At 64.5% G+C, this 17025-nt stretch carries 15 protein-coding genes; 3 read left to right on the forward strand and 12 right to left on the reverse strand.

Annotated features, from left to right (window positions below):
• Positions 1-10: 10 nt before the first annotated feature.
• The 3 genes from KIG99_RS06260 to KIG99_RS06270 are packed head-to-tail and all read left to right on the forward strand — an operon-like array spanning position 11 to position 3510.
• Entirely contained in the window at positions 11-1840 is a 1830-nt protein-coding gene (locus KIG99_RS06260; RefSeq protein ID WP_226459369.1) for a sensor histidine kinase, read from the forward strand.
• Entirely contained in the window at positions 1821-2183 is a 363-nt protein-coding gene (locus KIG99_RS06265) for a 5-carboxymethyl-2-hydroxymuconate Delta-isomerase (protein ID WP_226459370.1), read from the forward strand. Before KIG99_RS06260 ends, KIG99_RS06265 begins: the two co-directional genes overlap by 20 nt.
• Complete coding sequence (locus KIG99_RS06270) at positions 2176-3510, forward strand: sigma-54-dependent transcriptional regulator (protein WP_226459371.1); 1335 nt, start codon at positions 2176-2178, stop codon at positions 3508-3510. Before KIG99_RS06265 ends, KIG99_RS06270 begins: the two co-directional genes overlap by 8 nt.
• On the opposite strand, the gene KIG99_RS06275 is transcribed toward KIG99_RS06270, so the two are convergent.
• The 12 genes from KIG99_RS06275 to KIG99_RS06330 form a co-directional block, all read right to left on the reverse strand.
• Complete coding sequence (locus KIG99_RS06275) at positions 3504-4196, reverse strand: hypothetical protein (protein WP_226459372.1); 693 nt, start codon at positions 4194-4196, stop codon at positions 3504-3506. The genes KIG99_RS06270 and KIG99_RS06275 overlap by 7 nt on opposite strands.
• 34 nt (positions 4197-4230) lie before the next feature.
• Entirely contained in the window at positions 4231-4974 is a 744-nt protein-coding gene (locus KIG99_RS06280) for a flagellar brake protein (protein ID WP_226459373.1), read from the reverse strand.
• A gap of 3 nt (positions 4975-4977) precedes the next feature.
• On the reverse strand, positions 4978-5835 hold the full coding sequence (locus KIG99_RS06285) for an NAD(P)-dependent oxidoreductase (protein WP_226459374.1): 858 nt from the start codon (positions 5833-5835) through the stop codon (positions 4978-4980).
• Positions 5832-6701, reverse strand: coding sequence for an NAD(P)-dependent oxidoreductase (locus KIG99_RS06290; protein WP_226459375.1), 870 nt, complete (start codon positions 6699-6701; stop codon positions 5832-5834). The genes KIG99_RS06285 and KIG99_RS06290 overlap by 4 nt, the downstream gene beginning before the upstream one ends.
• A gap of 56 nt (positions 6702-6757) precedes the next feature.
• Positions 6758-8629 (reverse strand): putative bifunctional diguanylate cyclase/phosphodiesterase, encoded by a 1872-nt coding sequence (locus KIG99_RS06295; RefSeq protein ID WP_226459376.1) that lies wholly within the window; start codon positions 8627-8629, stop codon positions 6758-6760.
• Between the two features lie 176 nt (positions 8630-8805).
• Positions 8806-9033, reverse strand: coding sequence for a YgaP family membrane protein (locus KIG99_RS06300; RefSeq protein ID WP_226459377.1), 228 nt, complete (start codon positions 9031-9033; stop codon positions 8806-8808).
• Positions 9030-12248 carry an efflux RND transporter permease subunit gene (locus KIG99_RS06305; protein ID WP_226459378.1) on the reverse strand — a complete coding sequence of 1073 codons (3219 nt, stop codon included), beginning with the start codon at positions 12246-12248 and terminating at the stop codon, positions 9030-9032. The genes KIG99_RS06300 and KIG99_RS06305 overlap by 4 nt, the downstream gene beginning before the upstream one ends.
• Positions 12249-12251: 3 nt before the next feature.
• Positions 12252-13241, reverse strand: coding sequence for an efflux RND transporter periplasmic adaptor subunit (locus KIG99_RS06310; RefSeq protein ID WP_226459379.1), 990 nt, complete (start codon positions 13239-13241; stop codon positions 12252-12254).
• A gap of 73 nt (positions 13242-13314) precedes the next feature.
• A complete protein-coding gene (locus KIG99_RS06315; RefSeq protein WP_226459380.1) occupies positions 13315-14556 on the reverse strand; it encodes a PAS domain S-box protein in 1242 nt (413 codons plus the stop codon).
• A gap of 301 nt (positions 14557-14857) precedes the next feature.
• Entirely contained in the window at positions 14858-15160 is a 303-nt protein-coding gene (locus KIG99_RS06320) for a c-type cytochrome (protein ID WP_226459381.1), read from the reverse strand.
• A gap of 77 nt (positions 15161-15237) precedes the next feature.
• Complete coding sequence (locus KIG99_RS06325; protein ID WP_226459382.1) at positions 15238-16629, reverse strand: cation:proton antiporter; 1392 nt, start codon at positions 16627-16629, stop codon at positions 15238-15240.
• Between the two features lie 72 nt (positions 16630-16701).
• Positions 16702-17013, reverse strand: a complete 312-nt coding sequence (locus KIG99_RS06330; RefSeq protein ID WP_226459383.1) for an STAS domain-containing protein — start codon at positions 17011-17013, stop codon at positions 16702-16704.
• Positions 17014-17025: the final 12 nt, after the last annotated feature.

Below are 17025 nucleotides of genomic sequence, written 5' to 3' on the forward strand. Positions count from 1 at the left end.
GGATGTCGGGGTGAATCCCGAACCGCCCCCCACCGCCGGCCGCAACCGCCGCACCCTGCTCCTGCTCGGTGCGGCGGTCGGCCTCTGCCTGCTGCTCGGCTGGCTGGCCTACCGCCTGTTTTTCGGCATCTATCTGGCCAATGACCGGCAACTGTCGGCGCAGCGCCTCGATGCCTTCGCGCGCTCGCTCGAAGCGACGCTGGCCCGCCACGAATCGCTGCCCGGCCTGCTCGCCCTCGACCCGTCACTCGCCGCATTACTGCGCGAACCGCGCAACCCGCAACGCATCGCCGCTGCCAACGCCTATCTCGAAGCGGCCCAGCAGGGCGCCGCGGTCAGCGTCACCTTCCTGATCGATGCCCACGGCGAGACGCTGGCGGCCAGCAACTGGCAGTTGCCGCGCAGTTTCGTCGGCCACAACTACGCTTTCCGCCCCTATTTCCGCGATGCGCTGAAGGACGGCCTCGGCCGTTTCTATGGTGTCGGCGTCACCACCGGCGAGCCCGGCTATTTCCTCGCCGCGCCGGTGCGCGCAGCCGGCAAGGTGCTTGGCGTGATCGTCCTCAAGCTCTCCCTCGACAGCATGGAACAGGCCCTGGCCGGCGCCGGCGACACCCTGCTGCTGGCCGATGCCGACGGCGTCGTCTTCCTGTCTTCGGAGCGCCGCCTGCGCTACCGCACACTGGCGCCCTTGCCCGAGGCAGTCAGCGCGCGCCTCGCCGAAACGCGCCAGTACGGCACGCAGCCGGTGACGCCGCTCGCGGCGCAGGCAATTTTGCCCGCTGCGAACGGTCAACCGCTACGCCTCGCCCTGCCTGGCGAAATGGCGCGCGAACGCCTGATCCACAGCCGCCCGGTCGGCGGCCAGGGCTGGCAGGTGGTACAGCTCGGCGACCCCGGCGAGGCCCGTGCCGCGGCACTTGGCGCGGCCAGCGCCGTCGTTTTTGCCGCCGCCTTCCTGCTCGGCCTGGCCGCCCACTTCCGCCACCGCGCCCGGCGCCGCGAGGAATTGCGCCGCGTCTATGGCGAACTTGAGGAACGCATCGCCGAGCGCACCGCCGACCTCACCGAACAGATCGCTGCCCTCGAAAGCACCAAGGCCATCCTGCGTGAAACGCGCGACGCCGCCGTGCAGGCCGGCAAGCTCGCGACGCTGGGCCAGATGTCGGCCGGCATCAGCCACGAACTGAACCAGCCGCTCGCTGCGCTGCAAACCCTGGCCGACAACGCACGCGCCCTGCTCGCCCGCGGCCGCCACGATGAAGTCGGCGAAAACCTGCAGCTGATCAGCGAGCTGGTGGACCGCACCGGGCGCATCGTGCGCCAGTTGAAGAGTTTTGCCCGCAAGGAAGCGGCGACGCCGCAGGCGGTCACCATCACCAGCGCGATAGAGCACGCCCTGCTCATCGTCGAGCCGCGCCGGCGGGAAATCGCCGCCCGCATCGAAATCACGCCGCCGGCCACCGATCTTCTCGCACTGGCCGAAGCCGGCCGCCTCGAACAGGTGCTGGTCAATCTGCTGCGCAACGGCCTCGACGCCATGGCCGGCCAGCCCGAACCCGTGCTTGAAGTCAGCGCCAACCGCCATGGCGAACGCGTCAGCATCCATGTTCGCGACCACGGCGCGGGCCTGGCCGACGAAGTGCGTACTCACCTATTCGAACCTTTCTACACCACCAAGCCGGCCGGCGAAGGCCTCGGTCTCGGCCTGGCCATTTCACTGACCATCGTCGAAAGTTACGGCGGCACGCTGGGCGCGCACAATGCGCCGGATGGCGGCGCCGTGTTCGTTCTGACGCTGCCCGCCGCAGGAGAACCCGATGCCCCATCTGACCCTTGAATACAGCAACAATCTCGCCAGTTTTTCGCCGGCGCTCGCCCTTGCTGCGCTGAATACGGCGATGTTCGATTCCGGCCTGTTCAGCGAGCCCGACATCAAGAGCCGGGCCTTCGCCCTCGAGCATTTCCAAGTCGGCATCCGGCCGGCGCCGCGTGCCTTCGCGCATGTCCGCATCGCATTGCTCGCCGGGCGCAGCGAGGCCGAGCGCAAGGAACTGGCCGAAGCCGTGCTCGCCGCACTGCGCTCAGCGGTCGACGCGCCCACGGGGGCAGAAATCCAGCTCAGCGTCGAGACCGTCGATCTCGACCGCGGCAGCTACGCCAAGGCCGTGCTCAATGGCTGACTTCCCGGTTTTCCTGGTCGAGGACGACGCCGCCGTGCGCAAAGGCTGCGAACAGGCGCTTTCCATCGCCGACATCCCGGTACGCGCCTTTGCCGATGCCGAGAAGCTGCTCGCCGCGCTGGCCACGGCAACGCCAGCCCTGGTCGTCAGCGACGTCCGCCTGCCCGGCCGCGACGGCCTCACGCTGCTGCGCGAACTTCGCCAGCATGACCGCGAGCTGCCGGTGCTGCTGATGACCGGGCACGGCGACGTCGCCATGGCGGTCGAGGCGATGCGCGAGGGCGCCTACGATTTCATCGAGAAGCCCTTCCCGTCCGAGCGCCTGGTCGCCGCGGTCAGGAGCGCCCTGGAAAAACGCGCCTTGCTGCGCGAAAACCGCCAGCTCAAGGAACGCCTGGGCAGCGGCAGCCAGATCATCGGCCAGTCGCCGGCCATGCAGCAGGTGCGCCAACTGGTCGGCACGCTCGCCCCGACCGGCGTCGACATCCTGATCAACGGCGAAACCGGCTGCGGCAAGGAAGTCGTCGCGCGCGCCATCCACGATGCCAGCGGCCGGCGCGGCCCCTTCGTCGCGATCAACTGCGGTGCGCTGCCGGAAACGGTGTTCGAGAGCGAACTCTTCGGCCACGAGGCGGGCGCCTTCACCGGCGCCGGCAAGCGCCGCATCGGCCGCATCGAGCACGCCAACGGCGGCACGCTGTTCCTCGACGAAATCGAGTCGATGCCGCTCAACCTGCAGGTCAAGCTGCTGCGCGTGCTGCAGGAACGCAGCGTCGAGCGCCTGGGCAGCAACACGGCGATCCCGGTCGATTGCCGCCTGGTCGCGGCGAGCAAAACCGACCTGAAAACGGCGTCGACCGCCGGCCAGTTCCGCGCCGACCTCTATTACCGCCTGAACGTGGTCAGCATCGACCTGCCGCCGCTGCGCCAGCGCCGCGAGGATATCGCGCTGCTCATGGCGCAGTTCCTGCAGGATGCCGCGACGCGCTACCAGCGCCCGGCCGCGGCGATGACGCCGGCCGACCTGGCGCGCTGGACGGCGCATGACTGGCCGGGCAATGTGCGCGAACTGAAGAATGTCGCCGACCGCTGGGCGCTCGGCCTGCCCGACGGTCTGGCGCAGCCGGCCGGTGCGACGCAGCCCGCGGGTTCGCTCGCCGAACAGGTCGAGGCCGCCGAAAAAGCCGCCATCGAAAAGGCCCTGCTGGCGGCCGACGGCAATGTCGCACGCGCCGCCGAAACGCTGAAATTGCCGAAGAAAACCCTGTACGACAAGCTGACGCGGCACGCCCTCGTCGCCGAGGATTTCCGCCGCCAGGCTCAGTAATACTGCTCGATCATGCGCAGCGAGATGGCGTAGCTGTGCCGGATCTGGTCGCCGCAGTAGCGGTGCTCGCCGGCCACCGGGCAGGCGATGCGGGCCAGGCAGGCGGTGGCGCAAGTCGACGCCGGCTGGCGGCGCCAGGCGATGCATTTGTCGAGCGCAAATTCGCCGCCGGCCAGCGCCTCGCCGGGACAAGCTGCGATGCAGGGCTGCGCGGTACAGGACAGGCAGGGCGAGCTACCGGTCAAGGCCGGCGTCGGCACGAAATCCGTATCGGCGAGCACGACGGCGCGATAGGCGTACCAACTGCCCCAGGTCGCGTTGATACCGACCATGAAAGGCGACGCATGATGCCAGCCGGCCAGCTTGCCAAGCGCTTGCAGGCCGACCGGACAAGCGCCGGGATAAAGCACCGAATAGCGCTGTGCCGGCATTTCGGCGGCAAACCAGCGGTCGACCGTGGCGCGCGTAAAATCGTCGATCGGATCGGCCGAAACGATGCCGGAACGCTGCACCGCATCCCACAGCGCGCGACCGCCATGACCAAGCAGGATCAGCTGACGAAAATCACCCGTTTCGGCGAGTTGACCGCGCAGCGCCGGCGGCAGCTCGGCAATGTTGAAAACCGCCTGCAGGTTGAGCCCGGCGGCAGCAAGCTGGCTACTCTCGAGAATCCGGGCGGCACTCATCTTTTACCAGCCCCCCGGCGCGCGACAGCGGGCATCAGGCAAGTTCGCGACGCTCGTGTTCGAGGCGCGAGATGTAGCGCTGGATGCGGTTGGCGTCACCGGTCGACAGGTTGTTGAACTGCAGGCCGATGCGGAACTGTGGCACGCTGGCGCGCGCTTCGAGTTCGATGATATTGCGGACAGTCACCGAGAAGAGCAGGTCGTGCGGATCTTCCGGCAGGACCAGGCGACAGTTCTGCAACACGTCGCCGACCGCCAGGCCATCCGGCACGCTGCTCGCGCTCAGGCCGATGCCGGACACCGAAATGTCGTGCAGCGGGCACTTGAACAGCGCATCACCGGGCAGGCGGGCAAACAGTTCGAGCGGCCGGATACGCGGCGTCTCGATCCGGAAATATTCGCGGCGCTGCAGGCGGGCGATTGTTTTCGGCAGCTTGACGGCAAATGCCTTCGCCCCTTCGAAATTGACGTCAATCGCCGCGGCGGCGCTGAAATGCACCTGGATGCCGCCGGGCCTGGCCATGAAAACGATGTGGTCGCTGTCGAGGAAACGCCGGTTGGTTTCCGGACTGCCCGAGCAATCGAAGACCAGGCGATCCTTGTCGGCCTGAACGGCGAGCAGGATGGTCTGGAAGGTTTCGCGATTGGCACCGAACTGGACGCTGAACGACTCGCGCTCGCGCACGAAACCGGCCAGCATGAACTGGATGGCGGAGGCGCTGACGATATGAAAGCGTTCTTCGATTTCCGCTTCGGAGAGTTGGGCAAGCTGGCTCATGGCTCAGGAGTTTACTTCGAGAACGCGCAGCAGCGAAGCGGTATCGTCGCCGCCCCAGCCTTGCGCCATCAGGCTGTTCAGTTGCTGCGCGACGGCAGCGGTCAACGGCACGGGAACGCCACTTTTGCGTGCGGCTTCCAGGACCAGACCGAAATCCTTGTGGTGCAGGCGCGCCTCGATGCCGGCCGCAAAATCGCGTTCGACCATGCGCTGGCCCATCACATCGAGCACGCGCGACCCGGCCGAGCCGCCAGCCAGCGCGTCCCTGACCTTGCCGCAATCGACGCCGGCCGCACGCGCCAGATGCATCGCCTCGGCTGCGGCCTGGATGGCAGCGACCATGATCATCTGGTTGCAGGCCTTGGCGACCTGGCCAGCGCCGTTCGGGCCGACATGCACGATGCGCTTGCCGAGACAGTCGAGCAGCGGCCGCACACGCTCAAGCACCGCGGCATCGCCGCCGGCCATGATCGCCAGCGTTGCGTCGATGGCGCCCTGGGCGCCGCCGGAAACCGGCGCATCGAGCATGGCAATGCCCGTGCGACCGAGTTCATCGGCGATGCGGCGGGCGACGTCGGGTGCGATGGTCGAGCAATCGATCAGCACGCTACCCGGCGCCATGCCCTCGATCAGGCCGTCCGGCCCGAGGGCGACCGCGTCGACGTCGGCGCTCGAAGTGATGACCGTAAACACCACCTCGCAGGCCCGGCCGAGTTCGGCCGGCGTCGCATGCAAGATCGCCGGCAAGCCGGCGGCGCTCGCCGGTCGACGCGCCCAGACGTGCAATTCGTGGCCGGCGCGCTGCAGGTGCAGCGCCATCGGCCGCCCCATGACGCCGAGACCGATGAAGCCGACCTTCATGCGTCCTGCCCAGACAGGCCTTCGAGCAGCTTGAGCACGGCAATCGAGTCTTCCTCGCCGTGGCCGGAACCGACCATGGCATTGAACATCTGCGCCGTCGCCGCCGAACCGGGCAGGCAGAGACCGAGTTCATGCGCCGTCTGCATGACGATATTGAGATCCTTTTCGTGCATCCAGCTCTTGAAGCCGGGCTTGAAATTGCGGTCGAGCATGCGCTGACCGTGATTTTCGAGGATTTTCGAATAGGCAAAACCACCGAGCAGCGCCTCACGCACCTTGGACCGGTCGACGCCGTTTTTACTGGCAAAAGCAAAAGCCTCGGCCACCGCCAGCACGCCCATGCCGGTAACGATCTGGTTGGCCGCCTTGGTGACCTGACCGGCACCACTGGCGCCGACGTGAACGATGTTCTTGCCCATGCAGGCGAATGCCGGCTGCGCCCTGGCAAAAGCGGCTTCCGAGCCGCCCGCCATGATCGACAGCGTGCCGGCAATGGCGCCGACCTCGCCGCCGGAAACCGGCGCATCGACGAAATCGACGCCGGCCGCCGCCAGTTCCTCGCCAATCCGGCGCGCCGCGGCCGGCGCAATGGTGCTCATGTCGACCGCGACCAGGCCCGATGCGGCCCCGGCGGCAACGCCGCGCATGACTTCGGCGACATCCGGCGCATCGGCGACCATCGAGATGACCAGTTCGACGCCAGCTGCCGCTTCGGCCGGGCTGGCCGCGCCACTGGCGCCGGCGTCGAGCAGCGGCTGCATCGATTCGGCGCGACGCGCCCAGACGGTGACCTGGTGGCCACCCTTGATCAGATTGAGGGCCATCGGGCGCCCCATGATGCCGAGGCCAAGGAAAGCGATTTTCATGCGGAACTCCGGAGCGGGAAGGCCCAGATTCTAGGGGCTGGCCCCTTAACCGGCAATCAGGCCGGCTTCGGCACCTGGCCGGCAACAACGATATTGTCAGCCAGCACCGGGCGACAGAAATGGAAACCCTGCCCACGCTCGCACGCCATCTCGCGCAGGAAATCCGCCTGCGCCGAATTTTCGACGCCTTCGGCGACCAGTTTCAAACCGAGCGAACGGCCAAGCGCGATGATCGACGAAACCAGCGACGCGGCATCGGTATCCGACTCCATGTCGGCAACGAAGGCCTGGTCGATCTTCAGGCGATCGATCGGGAAGCGGCGCAGGTAGGAAAGCGAGGAATAGCCGGTGCCGAAGTCGTCGATCGCCAGCTTGACGCCCATCGCCTTCAGTTCGGCCAGGGTCGCCACCGAGGAGTCGGCGCTGTGCATCACGGTGCTCTCGGTGATTTCCAGTTCCAGGCGCTCGGCCGGCAAACCGGTTTCGGCAAGCACGGCGCGCACCGACTGAACGAATTCCGGCTGGCGGAACTGGTGCGCCGAAATATTGACCGCGATTTCGCCCATGTCCACGCCCTCGTCCAGCCAGGCACGCGCCTGCCGGCAGGCGGTGAGCAGGACCCAGTGCCCGAGCGGCAGGATCAGGCCGCTCTCTTCGGCCAACGGGATGAAGTCGCCCGGCGGAATCATGCCGCGCACCGGATGCTGCCAGCGCACCAGCGCCTCGACACCGACGATGCGCCCGCTCGGCAGATCGACCTGCGGCTGGTAATGCAGCAGCAGCTGGTTGTCGGCCAGGGCCTGCCACAACTCGTTTTCGAGATGCAGGCGCTTGTTGGCGGCAACGTTCATCGGCGCCGCGAAGAAACGGTAATTGTTGCGGCCGCTCGCCTTGGCGTAATACATCGCGGTATCGGCATTGCGCATCAGGGCCTCCGGCGTGTCGCCGTCGGCCGGGTAGAAGCTGATGCCGATCGAGGGGCTGGTATGCAATTGGTGACCATCGATCTCGCAAGGTTCGCTGATCGCCTGCACCAGACTATGCACCTTGCTGACCATGGCGTCGGCGTCGCGCACGCCTTCAAATACCAGGACGAATTCGTCGCCGCCCAGGCGCAGGACATGGTCGAATTCGCTGGCGAAGCCATGCAGGCGCCGCGCGACTTCGCACAGCAGTTGGTCGCCGGCATGGTGACCGAGCGAGTCGTTGACCGTCTTGAAGTTGTCCAGGTCGAGCAGGAGCACGGCAAAACTGCCTTCCAGGCGGCGCGCCGCGACCAGCGCCCGCGCCAGGCAACCGTCGAGGGCCGCACGATTGGGCAGGCCGGTCAGCGGGTCGTGATGGGCCAGATACTCGATACGTGCTTCCTGGGCCTTCTGGGCGCTGATATCGGAAAAAACGCCGACATAATGTGTCCGACCGCCAGGCTCGGCAGGATTGATTGCGCTGATGCGCAACTGGTGCGGTGTAATCTCGCCGCCTTTGCGCCGATCCCAGACTTCTCCCTGCCACTCACCACTGCTCGTGATGCTGTCCCAGATCGCACGATAAAAGCCGGCGTCGTGCCGCCCGGAACTGAGCAGACGCGGCGTCTGGCCGACCGCCTCGGCCGCCGGATAACCGGTAATGCGTTCGAAAGCGGCGTTGACCGCCAGGATGCGCAGACCGCCATCGGTCAGCATCATCGCTTCCGACGTGTAATCAATGATCTGGCGATGCAAATCGGTCTGCTCGCCAGCCTGGCGCAGGGACCAGCCCAGCGTCGAAAAGCCGCGCCAGACCAGGGCACTGAGCAGCAGCGCAAGAGCCAGCAGCCAGCCGGCCAGGCTTGGCTGCAACCACAGGTTATAGCCCGCCAGGGACCAGACCAGAACAATTGCGCCGACCAGAATCAGACGAAATTTACGAAAAGCCCGCGCTGTTTGCATCAAGATTGAAACGACCCGAAACCACAAAATAGACTTGGAGAGCGGGCAGTTTAACCGAGTTGCAACAATGTTTTCAGCGCTTATTTTTGCCGCCGAAAAACTAACATAATTACATATATTACAAGCGCTTAGGATCGAACATTAAGGCTTGATCCAAAACAGAATAAGTCATTTTATCAACCGCAGCAGCCACCGCCATTGCCGCGCTTCACACCCAGTTTTGCCAGCAGTTTTTCCGGCGGACAGAAGCCGGTGAAACCACTCTGTAACAAATTGAAGCCGACAAAAGCGGTGAATGCGAGGAACCAGCGCGAAACGAAAAGCGGGCTTTCCTCGACACCAAGTGCCAGGGAAAGAAGGATGAAAAAGCCCGCCATGATGCGGATGATGCGTTCGATGGTCATTGTTGCTGCTCCTTGCGGAAGGCCGAGAAATAGAGAACGGGGATCACCACCAGCGTGAGCAGGGTGGAGACGAGAATGCCGAAGATCATCGAGAGCGCCAGACCGTTGAAGATCGGATCGTCGAGGATGAACAGTGCGCCGAGCATGGCGGCCAGTGCGGTCAGCGCGATCGGCTTGGCCCGCACCGCGGCCGATTGCACGACGGCCTCGGCGAAAGGCATGCCGGCGGCGACCTGCAGCTTGATGAAATCGACGAGCAGGATGGAGTTGCGCACGATGATGCCGGCCAGCGCGATCATGCCGATCATCGAGGTCGCGGTGAATTGCGAGCCGAACAGCGCATGGCCAGGCATGACGCCGATGATGGTGAGCGGGATCGGCGCCATGATGATCAGCGGCACGAGGTAGGAGCCGAAGTGCGCCACGACCAGCAGGTAGATCAGGATCAGGCCGACCGCGTAGGCGAGGCCCATGTCGCGGAAGGTTTCATAGGTCACCTGCCACTCGCCGTCCCACTTGACGCTGTAGCCGGCATACGGATCGGCCGGCTGGCGGATAAAGAATTCGCCGAGCGTGCCGCCTTCCTTGAGCGCCATGCCGTTGATCTGCGAGCGCACGTCGAACATGCCGTAGAGCGGCGAATCGAGCTGGCCGCCCATGTCGCCGACGACATAGACCACCGGCAGCAGATCCTTGTGGTAGATCGCTTTTTCGCGCGCCGCATCGCGCACTTCGACGAGTTCCGAAACCGGCACCAGCAGGCCGTCGCGTGAACGCACGCGCAGCTTGAGCAGGGCGTCGAGATTCGACTGCTTCTCGGCCGGCAGCGTGATGCGCACCGGAATCTCGAATTTCGATTCGGTATTGCGCGCCGGCGTCACATCCTGCCCGGCCAGCCCCATGCCGACCACCTCGATGATGTCGCTCTGCGCGACGCCGAGCAGCGCCGCCTTGCTTTGCAGCACATGCAGCACGGCCTTTCTGGAATCGGCCTCGATATAGTCGTCGACCGCCACGAGATCGTCCGTCTTCTCGAACGCGGCCCGCACCTGCTTGCCGACGCTCATCTGGCCCTTGTAGTCGGGACCGTAGATTTCCGCGACGATCGGCGACATCACCGGCGGGCCGGGCGGCACTTCGACGACCTTGGCGACGCCGCCATTCTTCTTGCCGATCGCCTCAATGCGCTCGCGCAGCGACACAGCGATTTCGTGGCTCTGGCGCGAGCGGTGATGCTTGTCGGCGAGATTGACCTGGATGTCGCCCTTTTCCGGCGCGGCGCGCAGGTAGTACTGACGCACCAGGCCGTTGAAATTGATCGGGCTGGCCGTGCCGGCATAGGCCTGGTAATTGACCACATCTTCAACGCCGGCCAGTTCGCTGCCGATTTCGTGCAGCACGCGCGCCGTTTCTTCGAGCGGCGTGCCGACCGGCATGTCGAGCACGACCTGGAACTCGCTCTTGTTGTCGAAGGGCAGCATTTTCAGCACGACGAGCTGGAAGTAAGCCAGCGACACCGAACCGAGGATGAGCAGGACAACGGCAATGCCCAGCTTGAGACGCATCGCGGCGCCCTTGAGCGGATCAAGGAAGGGCGTCAGCAGCTTGCGGAAGGTCGCATCGAGCCGGGCGTCGAGCTTCGACTGCGCCGGCAGCGCGTGTCCGGCCGCGTGCGATTTCATCAGCTTGCCGGCCAGCCAGGGCGTGACGACGAAGGCGACGGCCAGCGAAATGGCCATACCCATCGACGAATTGATCGGGATCGGGCTCATGTACGGGCCCATCAGGCCGCTCACGAAGGCCATCGGCAGCAGCGCCGCAATCACCGTCAGGGTCGCCAGGATGGTCGGCCCGCCGACTTCGTCCACAGCGCCCGGGATGATTTCCAGCAAGCTCTTTTCCGGATACAGGCCCTGCCAGCGGTGAATGTTCTCGACGACAACGATCGCGTCGTCGACCAGGATGCCGATCGAGAAGATCAGCGCGAACAGCGACACGCGATTCAGCGTGAAACCCCAGGCCCAGGAAGCGAACAGCGTCGCGGCCAGAGTCAGGGTCACGGCGACGCCGACGATCACCGCCTCGCGCCGGCCGAGCGCAAAGAAAACCAGCAGCACGACAAAAGCGGTGGCGAAAACGAGTTTACCGATCAGCTTCTGCGCCTTCTCGGTCGCCGTCTCGCCGTAGTTGCGCGTCACGGTGACTTCAATGCCTTCCGGGATCACCGTGTTTTTCAGGCTTTCGATGCGGTCGACCGCGGCGCTCGCGACATCGGCCGCGTTGACGCCGGGCTGCTTCGACAACTGCATCGTGACCGCCGGGAATTCGCCGTCCTTGCTACCAAACCAGGCATAGGCCTTGGGCTGGTCGGCGCCGTCCTCGACCGTGGCAACGTCGCTCAGGAAAACCGGCTTGCGCTCGCCGGCACTGCCGCGCACGGCAATCACCAGTTGCTTCACGTCGGCGGCCGATTCGAGATAAGTACCGGTCTGCACCAGCACCTCGCGATTGCCGGCAGTCAGGCTGCCCGACGATTGCAGCGCGTTCGACACCTTGAGCGCGGCGGCGATGTCCTGCGGCGTGATGCCGTAGGAAGTCATTCGCTCGGCGTCCATGAGCACGCGGATGGCGTGCTCCGGCCCGCCGATGGTGGATACGTCGCGCGTGCCCTTGATCCGCTTCAGCTCGATTTCGACGGCGCGTGCCACCTGCTGCAGGTCGAAGGCCGAACGGTTTTCATCCCGCGTCCAGAAGGTCAGCGAGACGATGGGTACATCGTCGATGCCACGCGGCTTGATCACCGGCTCCATGACGCCGAGATTGGGCGCCAGCCAGTCGCGGTGCGACATCACGGTATCGTAGAGGCGCAGCACCGCATCGTTGTATTTGACGCCGACGTCGAACTGCACGGTGACCACCGCGCCGCCGGGGCGCGACACCGACTGGACGTGCTCGACGCCGTGCATGCGCGACAGGACCTGTTCGGCCGGCCGCGCCACCAGATTCTCGACATCCTTGGCCGAGGCGCCGGGGAAAGCGATCAGCACATCGGCCATGGTGACGTCGATCTGCGGCTCCTCTTCGCGCGGCGTGACCAGGGTTGCGAACAGGCCGAGCAAAAAGGCGACCAGCGCCAGCAACGGCGTCATGCGCGAAGTCAGGAAGGCGGCGGCGATGCGCCCGGAGATGCCGAGCTTTTCCTCTGTGTGCGCCATGGCTTACTTCGCCGACTTGAGCTGGATACCGGCCTTGACCGGATCGGCCACCACCTTGTCGCCGCTGGCCAGACCGGCCAGCACTTCGATCTCGCCCTGCCCGACCGCATCACCGAGACGCAGCTGGCGCAGGCTGGTACGGCCATCGGCCGCCTGCACGTAAACCGCCGCCACCTCGCCACGCCTCACGATAGCCGTGGCCGGCACGGTCAGCTTTTCGGCCTGGCCGACAACAAAATGCACGCGGGCAAACATGCCCGGCATCGCTTCCGGCATCGGCGGCAATTGCACACGTACCTGCGAGACATGGGTGGACGCATCCGCGGTCGGCAGCAGTTTGACCGAAACGGCATCGACCCACTTGCCGAGTTCCGGGAACTCGACCCGTGCCGCCTTGACGCCCTGCATTTCCTTCAGGCGATATTGCGGCACGCTGGCGGTGACGCGCAGGCTGCCCGGCTGATAAATGACGAACAGGGGCTTGCCCGGCGTCGCCATGTCGCCAAGCTCGGTCAGACGGCGGGCGACGATGCCATCCAGTGGAGCAACGATTGCCGCATGGCTCTGCCCGGCCCCGGCGGCCGAACGATTGGCAGCGGCCGCGTCGAAATCGGCGCGCGCCTTGTCGACGGCGGCCTGGCTGACGAATTTCTGGTCCTTCAGGCTCTTGTGCCGCTCGTAATTGAGTTTCGCATTGACGTACTGCGCCTCGGCCGCCCTTGCCGCTTCATCGGCTTCGCGCGCGTCGATACGCATCAGCAGGTCGCCCTTGCGTACCGCCTGCCCGGCATCGGCCCTCACTTCAACGACCCGACCGGCGATCTGCGCCCCGACGGTTGCCTGTTGCACGGCTTCGACCAGCGATTCGGCCGGAAAGCCGAGCGCCACCAGATGCGGCTTGACGACAATGACCGGCAGCGGCTCGGCTGCCTGCGCAGCGGTCGACATCCCGAGAAGAGCAAAAACCAGAGCGTGGATAAGTTTTGAATTCATGTATATAAGAATACTCTAATTAAGCTTGGCGCGACAAGGCCGACAACGGTCAACCCTTGATTTCACTCGTTTTTCATGAAGTGGCCGGATCGTCGTGGCGCAACCGGGAGGACGAATGACGCGACTGCCACAGCGCGGGGTCCAGCCCGACACTGAACATGCCGGTTACCGCGCCAGCCGCATCGCGAATCGCCTGGTTGCGCCAGACCACCCAGACCCGCTTGCCATTCTTGCAGATATTTTCGTTGAAGCTGCTGGCATGGGTTTCCGGCTCAAGCAGGCACTGCGTGACGAGTTGCCGCAGGTCACGCCCATCGGATTCCATCTCCGGCATGATGCTGCCCAGCAAGGGCCGGCCGTCCAGTTCGCCGGGTGCGAAACCGAAGAATTCTTCGCCAAAGCGGTTGATGAAAACGATATTGCCCTGCCGGTCCCACTTGAGCAGGATCACGCCCACCGAATCGACCAGCTCGTGAAACTTGTGCTCGCTGGCCTGCAGTTCACGCACCCGAGTTGCCACCTCGTGCCGCAACAGCTGCGGCTGGCGCAGGACAAAATAAGTCACAAGCGCGGCAATGCTCGCGAGCAGCAAGACAAGCAGGCCATCCAGAACCAAACGAGCGGGTGAATACCAGCCACCATCGGGTGCCACGCTGAGCACCCATTCACCGTTGGCCACCGAAATCCGGATATCGACCGGCTCGACCAGCGGCTGCTCCGATGAACGGGAAAAGACGTGCCGGCTCATGCTTCCGGGCGGAAAACGCCACAACTCGTAACGACATCCAGCCTCTTCGATATCGTTCAGACGCGTCGCAACCAGCAAGTCGGGGACGCGGATCAAAACCTGAACCAAGCCCCAGAAATGCTCCCGGCCATCCTGATCGGCAAGAAAAACCGGATTGCGCCCGACAATACCGACCCCGCCCTGGCGCAACTCGAACGGGCCGGTCAGCCCAAGCTTGTGGCTGCTGATGACCTGCTGCACCTCGGGGCCCTGCACAGGATCATTGAGCGGACTGAAGCCGATAACCCGCTCGTTGCCGGCTAGCGGCACGACATGACTGATCGTGCCACCCGGTGCCAGTTGCAGCGCCGAAATGCCGCCAAAAAGACCAATCAGCTCCCTCCCCAGCGGGTCAAAGTCATCGATGACACCACCGCCCTGACGCAGCATGGCGGCGAGGGCATGCGAGGCAGACAGGGCGCGCTCAAGGCGCTCGCCGAGATCCTGCGCAACGGCCGATGCCAGTTGGCGAACCTGGGTTTCGCGCTCCTGACGCCGCACCTGTTCCAGGCCCGCAGCAACCAGCACCAACAAAACCGCACACAAAAGAAAGGATGCAAATGCCCCCAACAATGGCCAATAAGGCCGGGATGCAATCAAGCTTGCGCGTTGAGTCAGCCGTGGAGACATGCTCGCCCTCCTTCGGGCTCATGTCATCACAAATCAAACCCGATTTCCAGACATATTATTGCGCCGGACCTGGCAAGAGGCTGAGGCCAAGGCGCGTTCGCAGTAAGCTGCGGGACGCTGCTTACTGCGTCCCCTAGGCATCAGCCTCCCGGCAAACGGCTTCGGCGCCACGAGCCAAGCCGGGCGCCGGGTCATGCGATTACTTGTGGGTAAGTACCCACTTGGCCAGCGTAGCGGCTTCCGCATCGGTCACGTTATTCGGCGGCATCGGCACGGCACCCCATTCGCCCTTGCTGCCATTCTTGATTTTTCCGGCCAGCGCAGCCTCGACGCCCTTCTCACCGGCACGCTTGGCAACCACATCCTTGTAACTCGGCCCGACGATCTTCTTGTCGAAGGAGTGGCAAGTCATGCAGTTCTTGGCCTTCGCAAGCTCATCGGAAGCCATGGCCTGACCGGTCAACAAGCCGGCAGCAACAAAAATCGCGATGCAGTGTTTCATTTTTTTCCTCCAGAGAGTCACGAACCAGTCAGGGCGCTGGTTTACAGGCACAGTCTAACCCGGCGAATGGCAGCAGCCTACCCCTGGCGACGCAACAAGGCAGTCAGGACCGGCGGAGTCAGCATGGTGGTCAGGATGACCATGATGACGATGACCGAAAACATGCCTTCGCTCATCACCCCCAGACTTTTGCCAACCATTGCAAAAATCAGCCCGACCTCGCCGCGCGGCACCATGCCCCAGCCGACGACCCAGGGATTGTTGGCGCGGCCGGCAACGAAGCCGGCGCACAGTTTGCCGATGACGGCAGCGACGGTAATCCCCAGCGCAACGAGCACAGTCTGCGGATCGCTCAAGGTCCTCAGATCGACCTGCATGCCGGTCAACACGAAAAATACCGGCACAAAGAAATAGCCGATCGGCTCGAGCATGTGTTCGTGCTGATGGCTGCTGTGGCGGGCCAGCACTTCGCGAATCTGTACCTGACTGCTGGCACTGCAATTCTCCGGCAGCAGCGGCTCGATTTCCTGCACCAGTTTCGGCGTCTCGAATTCCTTGAGGAAAACCGGTTCGAACAGCAAGCCGGCGGCAAAGGCGCCGATGATTGGCGCCAACCCGGCCGCGTGCGCCAACCAGGCCATGAACAGGCCAACGACCAGGACCAGCGAAAACAGCATCGAATGGCCATTGTCGAGCCGCGAGACGCGGCGCAACAGGAAAGGCGCAACCGCCCGGCCGATAAGGATCGAGCCACCGAGAAAGAGTACCGCCTTGGCTATGATCCAGCTCACTTCACCGGCACTCACCGTGCCGACCTGCACCAGGCTGCTCACCACGGCCAGGATGACCAGCCCGAGCACATCGTCGATCACGGCAGCACCGAGCACAATCTGCGCTTCAGGCATCTTGAGACGACCGAGATCGCGAAAGACACGGCCGGTAATGCCCACCGAGGTGGCAGCCAGCGTTGCGCCGAGAAACAGGTAAGCGTTGAATGACAAGCCCGGCAGCAGCCAGGGGCCCGCGACAAAGGCTCCCAGCGCAAACGGCACGGCAATCCCGACCGAGCCCACCAGCGAGGCCTTCGCGCCGACGCTGACCAGATCGCCAAGGCGCGTCTCCAGACCAATTTGCAGCAGCAGGATGATCACCCCGAGTTCGGCCATGAACAGGATGATCGGATCGGTCGCCACCGCAGCGAAATAATGCACGCCCAGCAAGCCCAGATTGCCCAGCACCACGCCCAGCAAGAGTTCCCCTAGGACCGCGGGAAAGCCGATACGCTGCGCCAGCGGTGCGAAAAGACGGGCGGAAAGAATGATGATAGCCAGCCACAACAGGTTCTCGCCTACCGCACCGGCACTCGCCGCCAGAGCCGGCCCGGCAGAAAGCAGCAAAACCAGCGGCAAGACTCGCCGCAGGCTGCCGACATCAAGAGACGGGGGAGAAACAGGGGGCTGGGCAGACATGAGCTTCTCGACAAACAGGATGACCGGCCGATTCTAGCATCGGCCCATTTCGGCCTGTGGCGGCTCGGGAATTCAGGAAACGCGGAACAGTCGCCCGAACTGGGCCGTACCGAGAATTTCCCGCACCCCGGCATTGCAATCAAGCAGGGCCACCGTACAACCGAGATTGCGTGCCCGGTCGCGCACGACCAGCAACAAGCCCAGGCCGGAACTGTCGAGATAAGTCAGATTGGCACAATCAAGCCGCACCTCGAGCGGCGTCGAAAGTCCCTTGAAAAAACCGTCGACCGCTGCAAGAAACTCCTGACGCCGGGTGAAATCCAGGCGCCCGGAAATCGATAGAACCGGAGCTCCCTCCCCGACTTCGCGACTGTCAATCAGCATCGCTTCCCCCTG

Source organism: Quatrionicoccus australiensis, assembly GCF_020510425.1.
Lineage (GTDB): Bacteria > Pseudomonadota > Gammaproteobacteria > Burkholderiales > Rhodocyclaceae > Azonexus > Azonexus australiensis_A.

Excerpts from the sequence above, each read along its gene's own strand:
- KIG99_RS06275 (WP_226459372.1), bottom strand. The coding sequence starts at position 4,196 with ATGAGTGCCGCCCGGATTCTCGAGAGTAGCCAGCTTGCTGCCGCCGGG.
- KIG99_RS06330 (WP_226459383.1), bottom strand. The coding sequence starts at position 17,013 with ATGCTGATTGACAGTCGCGAAGTCGGGGAGGGAGCTCCGGTTCTATCG.
- KIG99_RS06290 (WP_226459375.1), bottom strand. The coding sequence starts at position 6,701 with ATGAAAATCGCTTTCCTTGGCCTCGGCATCATGGGGCGCCCGATGGCC.
- KIG99_RS06325 (WP_226459382.1), bottom strand. The coding sequence starts at position 16,629 with ATGTCTGCCCAGCCCCCTGTTTCTCCCCCGTCTCTTGATGTCGGCAGC.
- KIG99_RS06295 (WP_226459376.1), bottom strand. The coding sequence starts at position 8,629 with ATGCAAACAGCGCGGGCTTTTCGTAAATTTCGTCTGATTCTGGTCGGC.
- KIG99_RS06320 (WP_226459381.1), bottom strand. The coding sequence starts at position 15,160 with ATGAAACACTGCATCGCGATTTTTGTTGCTGCCGGCTTGTTGACCGGT.
- KIG99_RS06300 (WP_226459377.1), bottom strand. The coding sequence starts at position 9,033 with ATGACCATCGAACGCATCATCCGCATCATGGCGGGCTTTTTCATCCTT.
- KIG99_RS06285 (WP_226459374.1), bottom strand. The coding sequence starts at position 5,835 with ATGAAGGTCGGCTTCATCGGTCTCGGCGTCATGGGGCGGCCGATGGCG.
- KIG99_RS06270 (WP_226459371.1), top strand. The coding sequence starts at position 2,176 with ATGGCTGACTTCCCGGTTTTCCTGGTCGAGGACGACGCCGCCGTGCGC.
- KIG99_RS06280 (WP_226459373.1), bottom strand. The coding sequence starts at position 4,974 with ATGAGCCAGCTTGCCCAACTCTCCGAAGCGGAAATCGAAGAACGCTTT.
- KIG99_RS06310 (WP_226459379.1), bottom strand. The coding sequence starts at position 13,241 with ATGAATTCAAAACTTATCCACGCTCTGGTTTTTGCTCTTCTCGGGATG.
- KIG99_RS06265 (WP_226459370.1), top strand. The coding sequence starts at position 1,821 with ATGCCCCATCTGACCCTTGAATACAGCAACAATCTCGCCAGTTTTTCG.
- KIG99_RS06305 (WP_226459378.1), bottom strand. The coding sequence starts at position 12,248 with ATGGCGCACACAGAGGAAAAGCTCGGCATCTCCGGGCGCATCGCCGCC.